This window comes from Olleya sp. R77988, assembly GCF_044594215.1.
Taxonomy (GTDB): domain Bacteria; phylum Bacteroidota; class Bacteroidia; order Flavobacteriales; family Flavobacteriaceae; genus Olleya.
Genome location: NZ_CP138988.1, coordinates 2,672,372 through 2,689,348, shown reverse-complemented (window position 1 = coordinate 2,689,348; position 16,977 = coordinate 2,672,372). Strand labels below are relative to the sequence as shown.

The window sequence follows — 16,977 nt, the reverse complement described above, 5'->3', positions numbered from 1 at the left end:
ATAATGGATAAAAAAAAAGTACTCATTATTACTTATTATTGGCCACCAGCAGGAGGTCCAGGAGTACAACGTTGGTTAAAATTTGTAAAGTATTTACCAGATTTTAATATAGAACCTATTGTTTATTGTCCTTCCAATGCTAATTATCCAATTACAGATAAATCATTAATAAGTGAGGTTGATCCAAGTATAACAATACTTAAACAGCACATTAAAGAGCCTTATAAATTGGCACAATTGTTTTCTAAAAAAAGCAAAACTATTAGTAAAGGTATAATTGCAGAAAAAAGTAAACAAAGCTTGATGGAGCGTTTAATGTTGTATGTTAGAGGTAATTTTTTTATTCCTGATGCACGTAAAAATTGGGTAAAACCTTCTGTAAAATATTTATCAACTTTTATTAAGGATTATAATATAGATACTATAATTACTAGTGGTTCACCACATAGCTTGCATTTAATTGGTATGAAATTGCAAGAAAAATTAAATGTAAAATGGATTGCAGATTTTAGAGAATCCTTGGACAAGTATTGGGTATCATAAACAATTAAAATTAATAAAAGCGTCCAAGAATAAGCACAAAACTTTAGAGAAAGAAGTGTTAAATAAAGCCAATCAAATTATTGTGACTAGTCCAAGCACTAAATTAGAATTTGAAGGTATAACCAGTCAACCTATTAAAGTTATAACAAACGGTTACGACACAGAAAATGTGACAGTAAAAGGGTTAGATAAAAAGTTTACACTCTCTCATATTGGTTCATTATTATCAAAGCGAAACCCAGAAATACTTTGGAAAGTATTAAGCGATTTAGTTGAAAATGATGATGATTTTGCAGCTCATTTTCAGCTTAATTTAGTTGGAGCAGTTGGAGAAGAAGTCATACATTCTATTAAAAAACACAATTTAACTAATAGTTTAAATAATATAGGTTATGTTTCACACAATGAAGCAATTAAATTTCAAAAAAAATCTCAATTACTATTGTTAATAGAAATTAATTCTGAAGATACTAAAGCCATTATTCCTGGAAAATTATTTGAATATATGGCTGCTAATAGACCAATAATTGCTATAGGTCCAGATGGTGCAGATGTTGCTTCAATTATAAAAAAGACAAACACTGGTCAATTTTTTAATTATGACGATTACCAAGGTTTGAAAAGCACAATCCAACTTCATTTTAAATCTTATAAAGCTGGTGTTTTAAAAACAAATCCAATAGGTTTACAACACTATTCTAGAAAGCAATTAACCAAATCTTTAGCAGAATTAATAAATCCTTCCTAAATTAGATTTTTAAAACAATTTTAAAATATGGGAATAGTCATTAATCAATCCATTAAAAACACTGTAATTACTTACATTGGTTTTATTATTGGAGCTATTAATGTCATTTTTTTATATACCAAATTTTTAAGTGAAGCGTATTTTGGTTTAATCACTTTTATTTTATCTACAGCTAATATTTTAATGCCATTAATGGCATTTGGGACACATAATACTATTGTTAAGTTTTATTCGTCTTTTAAAACTAGGCAATCTCAAAACAGTTTTTTAACGTTAATGTTAATTGTGCCTTTATTAATTATTATTCCTGCTGGATTAATTACACATTTTGGATATGATATAATTTCCAATTGGTTGGCTAAAGAAAATATAATAATCAAGGACTATACTTGGTTAATCTATATTTGTGCTATTATGTTTGCTTATTTTGAAGTGTTTTATGCATGGAGTAGAGTGCAACTTCAAAGTGTCTTTGGAAACTTTATGAAAGAAGTATTCCATCGTGTTTGTATTACTATCTTATTATTATTACTTCATTTTAATTACTTAACTGTAGAGCAATTAATTTATGGAATTGTAATAGTTTATATGGTAAGGACTTTTATTATGAAACTATATGCATTTAGCTTAAGATTGCCAGTAATAAAACTGACTAAAATCCCTAATTTAAGTGCTGTTTTAAAATACTCTGCTTTAATAATTATTGCTGGATCAATTGCTAATGTAATTTTAGAGATTGATAAGTTTATGTTAGGACAATTTGAAGCTTTAAATAATGTTGCTTATTATGGTGTTGCAATATATATAGCTACAGTTATTGGTGTGCCAGCTAGATCTATGCATTTAATTACTCATCCTTTAACTGCTAAATTACTTAATGATAATGATCAAATTGGGTTAAAATCTTTATATCAAAAAAGCTCGCTTAATTTATTTATAATTAGTGGCTTTATTTTTTTATGTATTATTATTAATATCAATCAGTTGTACTTATTGATTCCGGAAAATTATAGCGAAGGTTTTGTTGTAGTTTTAGTAATTGGTTTGGCCAAACTAACTGATAACTTAATAGGAAATAATAACGCTATTTTATTTAATAGTGATTACTATAGAATGGTTCTTGTTTTTGGGGTTTTGTTAGCAGTTTTAACAATAGTGTTAAACCTTGTTTTTATACCAATATATGGTATAAAAGGAGCTGCATACGCAAGTTGTATAACCATACTTACTTATAATGTAACAAAATTACTTTTTGTGTACTCTAAATTTAAAATTCAACCATTTACAAATTCAACTTTAAAAACAGCTATACTTATAGTTTTGTCTGGTTTAGCATTGTTTTTCTGGGAGTTTTCTTTTTATCCAATAGTTAATATTATTCTTAAAGCCTTGATTTTAGTTATTGTTTATGGATTGTCTGTTTATAAATTTAATTTATCAGAAGATATTACTAAAATCTTACAGCGTTTTATTCCATAAAAAAACCTACATCAAATTGTTTTGGGGCAAACAACTTTCAGTAGGATTTTTAACTAATCAACTAATAAAAAGTTTTTTATTGTCTTCTAGATCTTGTGCTTCTTGAATTTGAAGAAGAAGATTTTCTTGTAGTAGACGTTTTAGTTCTTGACGTTTTAGCTCTATTAGCTTGAGGTCTGCTAGTTGTTCTAGGTCTAGACGTAGATTGATTACTTCTACTTATTCTAGGTTTAGAAGCGGTATTACCTCTAGTAGTTCTAGGCTTACTAGTTACAGTTCTAGGTTTAGAAGCAGTATTACCTCTAGTTGTTCTAGGTTTACTAGTTACAGTTCTAGGTTTAGAAGTAGTATTACCTCTAGTTGTTCTAGGCTTACTAGTTACAGTTCTAGGTTTAGAAGCAGTGTTACCTCTTGTAGTTCTAGGCTTAGAGCTTGTTGCTGTACCTTTTGTGCGTGGTGTGCTATTAACTCTAGGTGTTCTACCTTTAGTTTTAGATGCTAAAGCTCTATTTCTTGTTATAGTATTACCTCTTCTGCTAGCAACTGCAGTTCTACGTCTACTATTATTTCTGTAAGGTCTATCATATCTATATCTGATAGGAGTATAATATTGTCTGTAAGGAGTTGTATATAATACACAGTAGTTTACTGGAGGAAATCCATAATATGCATGCCAAGATCTGTAAACATAAGCTCTGTTATAGATGTTTATAAACCCAGTACAGTGAGAGTAACGGTTGTAACGGTTGTAGTGTACAAATAATCCTCCAACGCTTCTTACGTAACCTCTATTGTTATAATTGATATAAACATTTCCTATTTGATTTACACGACCATAATAATCATAATATATTGGTGTGTTTTCTAATTGGATAACAGCTCCAAATTCGTCATACTGTACATAAGCACCATAATCATAACCAGTATTAAAGCTTATGCTTGTATTAGTGTTTCTGTTTCTATTGTTAACAGATACGCTAACTTTAGGACCATAATTTGGCATATAAAAATCGAACTGACCATCTGCGAATACAGAAAACTCAATTCCATCTTCTACAAATATAAATGAGTTACCATAACCTCTAACATAAGAGTTATTGATAATACCATCATCTAGTATATTGTTTGTGTCTGCATTAACAGAAAATCCACTTAGGAGTATCGCTGATAATAAAAGGAATAAATGTTTCATAATTAATTGTTTTAAGATTGAACAATTAACTAATTACAAGCATCGTGCCAAACTACGAAAACGTTGTAGTTATAGTGTTTTTGAAGCTATTAGTTTTATTTTTAAATAAAAAAAGCCTCATAAACAATTTGTTTATGAGGCTTTAATTTAGGGCAAAAAGTACTTAGCTTTGACTTCTTTTTAATTTAGGTTTAGCGGTTTTAACACCTTTCTTGTAATAGTAGTAATCATCATTATTGTTATAATCATAATCTACATTATTATCTTGATTGTGCTGAGATCCAGAGTTTCCATAAAAACCTTGATTAATATTATGTCTATTAACTTGACCAATAGTTTTAATTAAACGACCACGTCTATTATACTTTAATCTCATACCTCCAATTTGAGAAACTAGACCTTGACGGTTGTATCTTAAATATACAGAACCAATACGTTTTATTTGACCAATTCTATTGTAGTTTAAAAATATATGACCAATGCGTCTAACTTTTCCGTCTCTATCGTGTGTAATTATTATACCTCTATCTCTAGGGTTAGAATACGTTACATATGTACCAGGTGCACCATAAGTTGTATTTACAGATTTACGTTTTGTAGTCGTTTTACGTCTGTAGTAATTGTCACCTTGAGTGTAATCTAGTTGTGTATTAAAATCAAAACTTCCGTCAGGAAAGATTAAAAATTCTACACCACGTTCTACAAACAAGATTGGTTGCACATAATGATTTCTGTTTGATACTAAATCTTCACCTTGCGATGCAGATTTAGTTTCTGCTGTTACAGTTGTTAATCCCATTAACAAACCTGTAAATAATAGTACTAATTTTTTCATAGTATTAAGGATTTAGATTTTGCCTACTCTTTAGCTTTTCGGCGTTCGCTATTTTGATTAAGTAGTTTCAATAGCTGTGCCAAACTCGGGAAGTGTTGATTTTGTTGATGTTATGCTAGATGTTAGTTAAAGTGAAATTTAAGATTTAACTTTAAAAATGATGGTTACAATTTTTCCTTCAAATACTTCCCTGTAATACTAGTTTTAATTTTTACAATGTCTTCAGGAGTACCAAAAGCCACCAATTGACCACCAGTTTCTCCACCTTCTGGACCTAAGTCTATGATATGATCTGCACATTTAATAAGTTCTAAATTATGCTCCACAACAATAATAGAATGTCCTTTGTCTATTAATGCGTAAATTGATTTTAGCAATTTTTGAATGTCATGAAAATGCAATCCAGTTGTAGGCTCATCAAAAATAAATAAGGTTTTGTCTTTTGTATTTCCTTTACCTAAAAAAGTCGCTAGCTTTATACGTTGCGCTTCACCACCAGAAAGGGTAGAAGAGCTTTGTCCTAAAGTGACATAACCTAAACCAACATCTTGTAGTGGTTGTAATTTATTTTTAATCTTGACAGCTCCATTATCATCAAAAAAAGCAATTGCATCGTCAATTGTTAAGTTTAAAATATCGTCGATATTTTTGTCTGCAAAAGTCACCTCTAAAACTTCCTTTTTAAAACGCTTGCCTTTACAAGTTTCACATTCTAAGTGGACATCTGCCATAAACTGCATTTCGATAGTAACTTGTCCTTCACCTTTACAAGTCTCGCAACGTCCACCATCTACATTAAAGCTAAAATGCTTTGCTGCATAATTACGTATTGTACTTAATTTTTGTTTAGAATATAACGCTCTAATATCATCATACGCTTTAACATAAGTTACAGGATTGGAACGAGAGGAACGACCAATTGGATTCTGGTCGATAAACTCGATGTTTTTTATATTAACATAATTACCTTTTAACTCTGTAAATTGACCAGCTTTATCACTAAAACCTGTTAAATGTTTTTGTATTGCTGGATATAATATTTTTTTTACTAAAGTACTTTTTCCGCTACCAGAAACACCAGTAATAACGGTTAACATTTCTAAAGGAAATGTAACGTCTATATTTTTTAAATTATTTTCTCTTGCTCCAACAACTTCTATACTATACTTACTAGTACGACGTGTTTTTGGTACTTCAATTTTAAGTGTTTCATTTAAATATTGAGCGGTTAACGAGTTTGATTTTAAGAGGTCTTTATAGGTTCCTGTTGCAACAACTTCTCCACCAAATGTACCAGCTTCTGGACCAATATCAATAATCTGATCTGCTTCTTTCATGATATCCTCATCATGCTCTACAACAATAACTGTATTACCTAAATCTCGAAGTGCTTTTAGCACTTCAATTAATCGTTCTGTATCTTTTGGATGTAATCCAATACTTGGTTCGTCCAATATATACATTGACCCAACTAGACTACTTCCTAAAGAGGTTGCTAAATTGATACGCTGACTTTCTCCACCAGATAATGTATTAGATTTTCGGTTTAGGGTTAAATAATCTAAACCTACGTTATGTAAAAAACTTAATCGGTTTTTAATTTCTACAATCAATCGTTCTGCAATAGTAGTATCGTAATCGTTTAATTCTAATTGATTAAAGAAATTGGCTAATTTATTTAATGGTAATTCTACCAAATCTGTTAACGTTGCATTAGCAATCTTAATATAATTGGTTTCTGGTCTTAAACGTTTACCGTTACAGTTTTTACAAAGCGTTTTTCCTCTGTAGCGCGATAACATTACACGATTCTGAATTTTATAAGCTTTACTTTCAAGCTCTGCAAAAAAACTGTTTAAACCTTCAAAATACTGATTACCTTCCCAAATTAATTTTTTATGCGCATCGCTTAATTCAAAATAAGGTTTATGAATAGGGAAATCAAACTTATGCGAGTTATTAACCAATTGGTCTCTGTACCAACCCATACTATCTCCTCTCCAAGGAAAAATAGCATTTTCGTAAACCGAAAGTGCTGTGTTTGGTATAACTAAGTCATCATCAATACCAATAACATCTCCATAACCTTCACACTTTGGACAAGCTCCATAAGGGTTGTTAAAGCTAAATAAATGGACGTTAGGTTCTAAAAACACAATATTATCTAGCTCAAATTTATTACTAAAATGACGTGTTGTTTTATCTGCTAAAGTTTCGATATAACAATTTCCTTTTCCTTCAAAAAAAGCAGTTTGGATAGCGTCTGCTAATCTGTTATAAAAATCTTCATCGTCTTTGGTTACAATTCTGTCTACTACTAAAAACAAGTCTTTAGTAGAGGTTAAATCCTTTGCATCATCAATTCTTAATACTTTATGATCTACTTTAATTCTAGAATATCCTTGAGCGTTTAATGCTTTTAACTTGTCTTGCAAGTCACGACCCTCTTCTAAGATAAATGGAGCTAGTAATAATAGTTTTTTGTTTTGGTCTAAACCTTTTATATAATTTAAAACATCTGTAACAGTGTCTTTTTTTACTTCTTGTCCAGAAATAGGAGAGTAGGTACGTCCAATTCTAGCAAATAATAGTTTTAAATAATCGTAAATTTCTGTAGTAGTACCAACGGTTGATCTTGGATTTGTAGAGTTTACTTTCTGTTCTATTGCTATTGCTGGAGCAATCCCTTTTATATAATCTACTTTAGGTTTATTAAGTCTGCCTAAAAACTGTCTAGCATAACTACTTAAACTTTCTACATAACGTCTTTGTCCTTCTGCATACAAAGTATCAAACGCTAAACTTGACTTTCCAGAACCTGATAAACCTGTAATAACCACAAGTTTACGACGTGGTATTACAACATCAATATTTTTAAGATTGTGCAATTTTGCACCTTTTATAATAATATTTTCTTTTGGATTTACTTCAGAAAGTATAGTGCTCATATATCGTTTTAGCGTGTAAAAACGCAAAGATAACATAACTTAAGCACCTATTAAAAAAGATTATTGTGTAATAAAATGTTAAAACTTTCACTTTTTTTTGTTTATTCGGAATGATTGTTGTTATATTTGAAACAGATCAATAACCCAATAAATCTTATTTGCGTATAGTAAAACATTACTTTTTAATTTTATAACCCCAAGCCAAAACCTTTTTTTGGCACTCTAAAAGTAATGATTATGCAAAAAGTAAAAATCACAGACGCTGTACTTGTTAGTAAATACATTAAAGGAGATGAATCTGCTTTAGAAGTTTTAATTAAAAGACATAAGCAACGTATTTATAGTTTTATTTATTCAAAAGTATATGATAGAGATGTTGCTGAAGATGTTTTTCAGGACACCTTTATTAAGGTCATTCGTACTTTAAAAAGAGGAAAATATAATGAAGAAGGTAAGTTTTTACCTTGGGTTATGCGTATTTCTCATAATTTAGTGATTGATTATTTTAGAAAGAATAAAAGAATGCCAAAATTTGATAATTCTGGTGAGTTCAATATATTTTCTGTAATTAGCGATAATGCTTTAAATGCAGAAAAAGTAATGGTAAAAGAGCAGGTAGAAGCAGATGTACGTCGATTAATTGAAGAATTACCAGAAGATCAAAAAGAAGTTTTAATGATGCGTATGTATAATGATATGAGTTTTAAAGAAATCTCAGAACGTACAGGAGTAAGTATTAATACAGCTTTAGGACGTATGCGTTATGCATTAATCAACATGAGAAAGGTTATTGAAAAACATAATATTGTACTGACAAATTAATGATACAATAAAGTAAAAGTTTGTTCGTTATCTGTGTATACCTTAAACAAATATACATGGCAAAAATTTACTCTGAACATTCGAAAACCCCAAAACAACAGGATTTTAAGTTAAATCCTAAAGATGAAACTGTAAGTTTTATTCTTAATTACTCTAAGGCTTTAAGTGTTATAAATTATAAAAATTTGAAGTTTGAAGCACTTCAAAACTAAATTTTGAAAACGTCCTGATATTATCCCTTCAGGACGTTTTTATTTTTTATATTCTTTTAAAACTGTAGCACGACCAATAGTTTTAGTAATAATATCTTTTTCTAAATCCCAACCTCTTGCAGGAGAATATTCTCTACCATACCAAATAATTTGAAGGTGTAAATCATTCCATAATTCTCTTGGAAATAAGCGTTTAGCATCTTTTTCTGTTTGTTGTACATTTTTACCGTTAGTCAAATTCCAACGATACATTAACCTGTGTATATGCGTGTCTACAGGAAAAGCTGGCACACCAAAAGCTTGAGACATAACAACACTTGCTGTTTTATGTCCTACAGCTGGAAAACTCTCTAAAGCTTCAAAAGATTGTGGTACAATACCATTGTAATCTTCAACCAACATTTTTGACAAACCATAAATACCTTTACTTTTCATAGGAGACAAACCACAAGGTCTAATTATGGCTTTTATTTCTTCAACACTTAGTTTAATCATATCATATGGATTATCTGCTTTCGCGAATAATAAAGGCGTAATTTGATTAACACGTACATCTGTACATTGTGCAGATAATAATACAGCAACAAGTAAAGTATATGGATCTTTATGATCTAACGGAATTGGGATTTCTGGATACAGTTTGTTTAATGTATTTATTACAAAATCTACCTTTTCTTGTTTAGTCATTTAATTGTACTTTTGAGTCATATCAAAATTACAACTATGAACACATTAAAACAAGGCGATAAAGTACCAAATTTTACAGTAAATGATCAAGACGGAAATCCAGTGTCATTATCTGACTATAAAGGAAAAAAACTAGTGGTTTTCTTTTACCCAAAAGCTAGTACACCAGGTTGTACTGCAGAAGCTTGTAACTTAACAGATAATTATAAAGCGTTGCAAGATAAAGGGTATGAGATTTTAGGTGTAAGCGCAGATTCTGAAAAAAGACAAACCAACTTTAGGAATAAATACAGTTTTCCGTTTCCGTTGTTGGCAGATGAAGATAAAGAAGTGATAAATGCTTTTGGTGTTTGGGGAAATAAAAAATTTATGGGACGCGAATATGATGGTATCCACAGAAAAACCTTTTTAGTAGATGAAAACGGAGTAGTAGCACATGTTATTGATAAAGTGAAGACTAAGGATCATGCAGTACAGATATTGGAGTTGTAAACTATTAAGCTTTTAAAATAATTGAAGAATAAGCATTATATATTATTAATAATTCTAACTTTTTTTGCAACAATCAGTTGTAATAAAAAAGTAGATTCTTCTATTTATGACAAAGAATTATATGTTTTTTGGAGTGATTCTTTAATGAATAAACAGATATATCGACAGACGGTTAAAAAAACGGATTCGTTAATTAAGCATTATTTTAATAACCTTGAAAAATCCGAAAAAGATATGGAGTTTAATTATTATCCAAAACTTAACAAGTTAATAAGTTTTCTTGATGATGAGTTTAAAGAAAAAGGAACAGTTGATATAAAGTTTAATCAGGAAAAAGTAACTTTTAAAAAGTTTAGATTATTATATCCTGAAGTTGACGGAACCGAATTAATATTGTTTAATAAAGAATATGGAGTTTTAGCTGTTTTAAATAGTTATGCGCCAGATTTATTTTACTTACCAATAAATAAAAATGAATTTGTATTTGATTCTATTGTTAAGGATGTTAGATCATTGAGATATGAATAAAAATAGTTTAAAAGTACACAATAAAAAAAGCGACTAATTTGGTCGCTTTTTTTTATAAATTAAGTGTAATTATATAACTATTCACCACTTTCTTCCATAGTATGATATACGTTTTGTACGTCATCATTATCATCTAATTTTTCCAGTAGTTTTTCTACATCTGCTTCTTGTTCTGGAGTTAGTTTTTTTAATACTTGTGGTATGCGTTCAAATCCAGAGGATAATATTTCTATTTCACGTGTTTCTAATTCTGCTTGGATAGCTCCAAAACTTTCAAAAGGTGCGTAAATTAAAATTCCATCATCATCTGCAAAGACTTCTTCTGCACCAAAATCTATAAACTCTAATTCTAGTTCTTCAGGATCTAAACCTTCTGCATTAATTCTAAAATTACAAGTATGATCAAACATAAATACTACAGAACCTGAGGTTCCCATACTACCATCACACTTACTAAAGCAAGCTCTAACATCTGCAACTGTACGTGTATTATTATCTGTTGCAGTTTCTACTAATACTGCTATACCATGTGGAGCGTAACCTTCAAAAACCACTTCTTTATAATCTCCTTGTCCTTTTTCGCTTGCTTTTTTAATTGCACGTTGCACATTGTCCTTAGGCATGTTTACAGACTTGGCGTTTTGGATAACTGCACGTAAACGTGAGTTACTATCTGGATCTGGTTCACCTTCTTTAACTGCCATTACAATATCTTTTCCAATACGTGTAAAAGCCTTGCTCATTGCAGACCAACGTTTCATTTTACGTGCTTTTCTAAATTCAAAAGCTCTTCCCATTCTATTTTATTTTTATTATTTCCGCTACAGCGAAAATCTAGATTATTATTGTTACTATTTCACAAATTTAAAAAAATATAAATACGTTGTACTTAATCTTTAGGAATGTGTCTGCTTAAAAAGTTTGCATTAGTATTGTTTAAGCGGTTTAATACTTTTTGACGTGCTAGATTTAAAGCATTATTAGTCTTATTGTAAGCATCTAGTTTTTTATTAACTGCTTTTACTTTTTTATTAAAACCATCTATTTGCGCTTTAGTGCGTTTTTTTTCTGGTGTTTTATCTAATGTTGCTTTTATAGATTTTAGGTCTTCATTTAAGATTAAAAAGTCTGTTAACTGTGGTATTTTATTAGTCGCTTCATCAATAAAAAAGTCAAAAGTTGCTTTTGTTGCAACTACAATTGCTTTGTCGTTTTTATATAATTTTTGCTCTTTTAAAATTTCTAATCCTTCTGTAGCAGTTTGTTTTAAAGCGTTTGAATTTTGTTGGATGGCATTAATATCTCCAGTTTCAATAGCTTCCCAAAGATAAACTTCATTAATATATACTTTAAAGAATACTAAGTATAAGTCATTTTTATGGTCAAACACTTGATTAGAAATCTTCATTTTTTTTCCTAAATCACTTTCGCTTTCTATAATATTAATATTGTGTTTAGCTGCAAAAGCATAAAAGTCTTTTTCATATTGCTCTTGTGCTTCAGCCATTTTTTTATCTGCTAATTCTTGAGCTAAAATATAGGCTTCCATAAAATCATAGGATTGCTCTGCAACTTCTTTTAAATCTATTATTTTGGCATAATCTTGCTTTAATAAGTTTTCATTTAAACGCATATGCGTCAATACTTTATTTTTGTAGTCATCACCTTCAAAACCTTGCGCTTTTTCAATTTTTGTAATTCCTCTTTGCATGGATTTTAATAATGTATTTCGTTTACCAGAAATGGATCGAGGACTTTTGCTATGGGCAACTGCTTTAGTGTATTTCCACATGTTTTTGGTTACTAATTCTTGTTGGTCTGATATAAACGTTAAATAGTCATTAGCAGTTTTAAACGTTTGAGCATTGGCTTGAAAAGCAATGATAATGGTAATTAATGCAATGTAATGTTTAAAGTTTTTCATTATTAATTGTTAAGTTTAATTAGGTCTTGTAAAATATTAAAAGTTTCAGAAATATATAAATCTTCAGAAATATTTTTAAGTATGGCATCGTTTAATACTTTTTCATCATCATTATAGGTTAGTAATTCTTGTGTAGAATTTGTATTAGTTACTTTTAATAACGAGTCAGTATTACTAGAAAAAATACTATTATAAAGCACTTCTTTTTCTTGTCTTCTGTTTATTACATTATCTAACGTTAATGTGTATTTTTCTCCTTTTGTAAAAATTGTATTTTTAAGTTTTTTGTTATTTTCTTTTATAGCATTAAACTTAATATTGGCATCTAAACGTTTTTTTGTATTAGCCTTAATTTGCTCTAAATTATTTATAGTTAATGGTCTATGTGCTAGTTTTACTTCTACATTTGTTGGTTGTAATGCATAGTTGTAAAAGGCTTCTCCACTTTCTAAATCATCATAAATTGAAGGTAAAATAACGTCTGGGATGACACCTTGTGCTTGATGTGTTTGACCAGTAACACGATAAAATTTTTCTACAGTAATTTTGCAAAACCCAATACTATTGTTTGGATCTAAAGGAAGTATGGTTTGTGCACTAGATTTACCATGTGTTTTAGCTCCTACAATTATTGCTCTGTTGTAATCTTGCATTGCAGATGCAAATAACTCTGATGCAGATGCACTAAAATTATTGACTAAAACAATTATTGGTTTGTCAAAAAAAGTACCGCGTTTATAATCCTTTATAGTAACGGTTTCGTTGGTATTATACTCTACAATTATTACTGGTTCACGATCTATAAACATTCCTGTAAGCTCAATAGCTTCTTGCATAGATCCACCACCATTAAAGCGTAAATCAATAACTAAACCTTGAATGTTTTGTTTTTGAAGTTTGTACAATTCTTTAGCAAAATCTGCGGTTAAACCTCTACCATTTAAAGTCTCATCATTGGTGTAAAAACTAGGGATTTTTATATATCCTAAATTGGATTCTTCTCCAATTAAATAACCTCTAATAGCATTATCTTCTACTTTAATTTTAGATTTAGAAATCGTGATGTTTTGAACCGTTCCATTTTTTTTCTTTAAAGAAAATAAAATAGTTGTGTTGTCTTCTTTATTTAAAAACTCCTGAATTTCTTCATTAGACACACAAGTAACTTCTAAAGTGTTTTGATTTGCTGTTAATGATAATATGGTGTCACCATCTTCAAAATTACCATTGTTAAAAGCAGAACTTCCAGGAACAACATGGTCAATAACAATTTTGCCTTCATTGTTTTTATCTGTAACTATACCAAACGACAATTGGTTGCTGGATAATCCATCTTCATAAATTAGTTTTTCTGTTGGATTAAAAAAAACAGAATGTGGATCGTGATAATGTAAAAAAGCATTTAAAAAAGCCTCTTCCACAAAACGTTGTATTCCACCTGTTGTATTACTTAATTCTGATAATAAACACAACTCATTTTTAATAATGTCTTGCTTTGTAGTGTCCTCTAAAGCCAAAAAATTGGCTTTTAAATCTGTAATGTCAGGATATTGATCTGCTAGTTTTGCAATAACCTTATAAGCAACACGCTTTGTTAAGCCAATTTTTAATCTTTCATTATTTTTAAAATAGGTTTGGTATTTATCAGGAGTGTATTGTAAGGTTAGGCTTCCAGAATAATCTATTTTAGTTGTTTTTAAATCTTCAAGTATTGTTTTTGTATCCAAAATGCGTTGCTCTAACAACGTTTTATATTTTAAAACAAAATTGCAATTTTCTGAATTTAAATAGTCATCAAACAGTAATACATCACTTTTAAGTGCAGTAATATCTGTTGCTAGCAAAAAGTCTTTATCAGGATCTATTGCTTTTAAAAACAGGTTAAAAACACCTTTGGATAAACTATCATTAATAGTTTTTGGTTGGTAGTGTTGTTGTTTTACAATACCAGTTATAGCCTTTATTTGCTGACAAAACAACGAATCTGTTTGAGAGAAACTACTTTGAATAACAAGAAAGAGTAGGCTAAAAATTATAGATTTGAGCATTAATAGTAAATTAAATTAATTGTCGTCTTCTTCAACAATATGTTCTATTGCTAAAGCCAATTTAAAATCTTTATCTGTTACTCCACCAGCATCATGAGTTGTAATTATTATTTTAAGCACATTATACTCGTTAGTCCATTCTGGATGATGGTTTAATGCTTCGCACTCAAAAGCTATTCTGCTCATTGCACTAAAGCAGTCTTTAAAGTTTTCAAATTCAAATTCTGCTTGAATGGCATTATCATAATATTCCCAATCAGGAAGTCTTAATAAACGCTGTTCTATTTCGGTTTCTGTAAGTAAAGTCATAAATTTTATTTAAAAATAAGAAATTTATACTTCTAATTCGGATAAAATATCTTGACTTAGTAATTGTAAGTGTTTTGGTAGCTTATTTGTTTTTGCTAAAACAGCCAAATAACGATCATCATTGGTTGTAAAGACTTGTTTAAATAGTGGTTTTGAGATGCCAAGAGACATGGTAATTTCTTTTATAAAATCATCATGATGCACTAAATCCAAACTTCCTAAATGAAATATTCCAGATTTATTTTGGTTAATCATATAATGAATTTGTTGTGTAACTTTAGTGTCTGTTGTGACATTCATTATTAAATTTGGGAAAACTTCAATAGGTTCTTTCGCTTTCGCGAATACCTTAATTTCTTGTATTCTTGGTGATTGTGCTCCAAAAACCATTGGTAATCTTAGTATTGCTACTTGACGTTTTGGTAAACGCAATAGCATGTTTTCTATCTTAATTTTAAAATGACCATACATGCTATGACTTAGCGTCTTATCATTTTCATAACTAGGAAACTTACTATAGGCATCAAATACATTTGCAGAAGATAAGAAAAACAACTTACTGTTATTTGCAACTAAGTATTCTGCAATATGAAAATGTGTAATAACTTGTGCAGAGAAATTTCCGCGAAGCGCAGAAATAATTATTGTTGGTTTTACGATCTCTAATATTTCAAAAATATCATCCTCTTCAATGTCATACTGAAAATAATGCTGATTTTTACTAAACGCTAAATTGTCTGTACGATAAGTACCAAACGTATTAAAATAACCACATAACTCTGTATAAATGGCTTTACCTAAAAAACCACTTGCACCAATAATTAGGATACGATGTTTGTTATTTTTTGTTTGTGTCATTATAGGTTATAACGTCTATATTATAAATAAAATGTCAGGATGTGCTTATCGAAGTCTTTTAAAAATATTAAAAGATTAGTTTTCGACAGGCTCAAGCTGACATCGTATTTTATTTTTGTTTTTTATCCTTTATAAAACGGAAGTTTTACAACAGTAGCTGGAACTGCATTTTTACGTATCTGGATGTTTAATTTACTGTTAACATCAGCAAATATGGTTGGTACATAGCCTAATCCAATACCTTTGCCTAACATTGGACTCATGGTTCCAGAAGTAACTTCTCCAATTTTTTTACCTTGTCCATCTACAATGTCATAACCTTGTCTTGGGATACCTCTTTCATCTAGCTCAAAAGCAACTAGTTTGCGATCTACACCACGACGTTTTTGGTCTGCTAAAGCTTCATGATTAGTAAACGCTTTAGTAAACTTTGTTACCCAACCTAAACCAGCTTCTAAAGGAGACGTAGTATCATCAATATCATTTCCGTAAAGACAATAACCCATTTCTAAACGTAGTGTATCACGTGCAGCTAAACCTATTGGTTTTGCACCAGCTTCTGTTACTTTATCCCAAATTTGCTTAACCTGATCGTTTTTGCAATAGATTTCAAAACCACCACTTCCAGTATATCCTGTTGCAGATATTATAACATGATCTATTCCTGCAAAATCACCAACTTCAAAATTGTAAAATTTAATTGCAGATAAATCAAGACTAGATAACCCTTGCATTTTCTCAACAGCATTTGGACCTTGAATTGCTAATAACGAGTAGTCTTCAGACAAATCGCGCATCTCTGCACCAACAGTGTTTTTAGCACTAATCCAATTCCAATCTTTTTCAATATTACTTGCGTTAACAACCATTAAATATTGGTCATCTTTAATTTTATAGATAATTAAGTCGTCCACAATTCCTCCATCATCGTTTGGTAAACAAGAGTATTGCGCTTTTCCAACTGTTAATTTTGAAGCATCGTTACTAGACACACTTTGTATAAGATCTAAAGCATTTGGTCCAGAGATTAAAAATTCTCCCATATGTGACACGTCAAATACACCACAATCTGTTCTAACTGCTTCGTGTTCTATATTTACACCATCATATTGTACTGGCATATTGTATCCTGCAAATGGTACCATTTTAGCATTAAGTGCTTCGTGAGTAGCTGTAAGTGCTGTGTTTTTCATAAGAAACTATATTTTTTACTCCCATAAAAGAAGGGAATCTTTTTATTTATATTATAATCACTATTAATTAGTCAAACAAAAGTATTGAAAATTATTGAGTTGATTTTAAGAATGGAATTAATATGAAGTTAAAGTTTTTATGTACTGAAAAAGAGGAGT

The 16,977-nt window shown here is 29.9% G+C and carries 15 protein-coding genes and 1 pseudogene; 6 read left to right on the top strand and 10 right to left on the bottom strand.

The features are described 5' to 3' along the window. Window positions 1-3: 3 nt before the first annotated feature. Window positions 4-1,291: pseudogene (locus SJY17_RS12195) on the top strand (glycosyltransferase family 4 protein). A gap of 27 nt (window positions 1,292-1,318) precedes the next feature. Then, the gene (locus SJY17_RS12190; protein WP_397362837.1) at window positions 1,319-2,770 is read left to right on the top strand and encodes a polysaccharide biosynthesis C-terminal domain-containing protein; all 1,452 of its coding nucleotides are present in this window, start codon (window positions 1,319-1,321) and stop codon (window positions 2,768-2,770) included. Between the two features lie 76 nt (window positions 2,771-2,846). Here the strand turns inward: SJY17_RS12190 and SJY17_RS12185 are convergent, their stop codons facing one another. The 3 genes from SJY17_RS12185 to uvrA all read right to left on the bottom strand — a co-directional run bounded on the left by SJY17_RS12185 (window position 2,847) and on the right by uvrA (window position 7,745). Then, entirely contained in the window at window positions 2,847-3,962 is a 1,116-nt protein-coding gene (locus SJY17_RS12185) for a hypothetical protein (protein ID WP_397362836.1), read from the bottom strand. 163 nt (window positions 3,963-4,125) lie between these two features. Continuing rightward, the gene (locus SJY17_RS12180; protein ID WP_397362835.1) at window positions 4,126-4,797 is read right to left on the bottom strand and encodes a hypothetical protein; all 672 of its coding nucleotides are present in this window, start codon (window positions 4,795-4,797) and stop codon (window positions 4,126-4,128) included. A 164-nt stretch (window positions 4,798-4,961) separates the two neighbouring features. Continuing rightward, window positions 4,962-7,745 (bottom strand): excinuclease ABC subunit UvrA, encoded by a 2,784-nt coding sequence (gene uvrA / locus SJY17_RS12175; RefSeq protein ID WP_397362834.1) that lies wholly within the window; start codon window positions 7,743-7,745, stop codon window positions 4,962-4,964. Window positions 7,746-7,982: 237 nt separating this feature from the next. Here uvrA and SJY17_RS12170 point away from each other — a divergent pair, with 237 nt between their 5' ends. Beyond that, window positions 7,983-8,567, top strand: a complete 585-nt coding sequence (locus tag SJY17_RS12170) for an RNA polymerase sigma factor (RefSeq protein ID WP_397362833.1) — start codon at window positions 7,983-7,985, stop codon at window positions 8,565-8,567. A 56-nt stretch (window positions 8,568-8,623) separates the two neighbouring features. Beyond that, window positions 8,624-8,779 carry a hypothetical protein gene (locus SJY17_RS12165; RefSeq protein ID WP_397362832.1) on the top strand — a complete coding sequence of 52 codons (156 nt, stop codon included), beginning with the start codon at window positions 8,624-8,626 and terminating at the stop codon, window positions 8,777-8,779. 39 nt (window positions 8,780-8,818) lie between these two features. Here the strand turns inward: SJY17_RS12165 and nth are convergent, their stop codons facing one another. Continuing rightward, complete coding sequence (gene nth / locus SJY17_RS12160; RefSeq protein WP_397362831.1) at window positions 8,819-9,466, bottom strand: endonuclease III domain-containing protein; 648 nt, start codon at window positions 9,464-9,466, stop codon at window positions 8,819-8,821. 36 nt (window positions 9,467-9,502) lie between these two features. Here nth and bcp point away from each other — a divergent pair, with 36 nt between their 5' ends. Continuing rightward, window positions 9,503-9,958: a thioredoxin-dependent thiol peroxidase gene (bcp, locus tag SJY17_RS12155; protein ID WP_397362830.1), complete on the top strand. Its 456-nt coding sequence runs from the start codon at window positions 9,503-9,505 to the stop codon at window positions 9,956-9,958. Between the two features lie 21 nt (window positions 9,959-9,979). Next, window positions 9,980-10,486 (top strand): hypothetical protein, encoded by a 507-nt coding sequence (locus SJY17_RS12150; protein WP_397362829.1) that lies wholly within the window; start codon window positions 9,980-9,982, stop codon window positions 10,484-10,486. A 77-nt stretch (window positions 10,487-10,563) separates the two neighbouring features. Here the strand turns inward: SJY17_RS12150 and SJY17_RS12145 are convergent, their stop codons facing one another. The 6 genes from SJY17_RS12145 to gcvT form a co-directional block, all read right to left on the bottom strand. Next, entirely contained in the window at window positions 10,564-11,283 is a 720-nt protein-coding gene (locus tag SJY17_RS12145) for a YebC/PmpR family DNA-binding transcriptional regulator (protein WP_397362828.1), read from the bottom strand. Between the two features lie 92 nt (window positions 11,284-11,375). Beyond that, window positions 11,376-12,410: a hypothetical protein gene (locus tag SJY17_RS12140; RefSeq protein WP_397362827.1), complete on the bottom strand. Its 1,035-nt coding sequence runs from the start codon at window positions 12,408-12,410 to the stop codon at window positions 11,376-11,378. A 2-nt stretch (window positions 12,411-12,412) separates the two neighbouring features. After that, window positions 12,413-14,458, bottom strand: coding sequence for a carboxy terminal-processing peptidase (locus SJY17_RS12135; protein WP_397362826.1), 2,046 nt, complete (start codon window positions 14,456-14,458; stop codon window positions 12,413-12,415). Window positions 14,459-14,473: 15 nt separating this feature from the next. Further along, entirely contained in the window at window positions 14,474-14,767 is a 294-nt protein-coding gene (locus SJY17_RS12130) for a 4a-hydroxytetrahydrobiopterin dehydratase (RefSeq protein WP_397362825.1), read from the bottom strand. Between the two features lie 24 nt (window positions 14,768-14,791). Next, on the bottom strand, window positions 14,792-15,625 hold the full coding sequence (locus SJY17_RS12125; protein WP_397362824.1) for a sugar nucleotide-binding protein: 834 nt from the start codon (window positions 15,623-15,625) through the stop codon (window positions 14,792-14,794). Between the two features lie 122 nt (window positions 15,626-15,747). Continuing rightward, window positions 15,748-16,818: a glycine cleavage system aminomethyltransferase GcvT gene (gene gcvT / locus SJY17_RS12120; protein ID WP_397362823.1), complete on the bottom strand. Its 1,071-nt coding sequence runs from the start codon at window positions 16,816-16,818 to the stop codon at window positions 15,748-15,750. Window positions 16,819-16,977 lie beyond the last annotated feature (159 nt).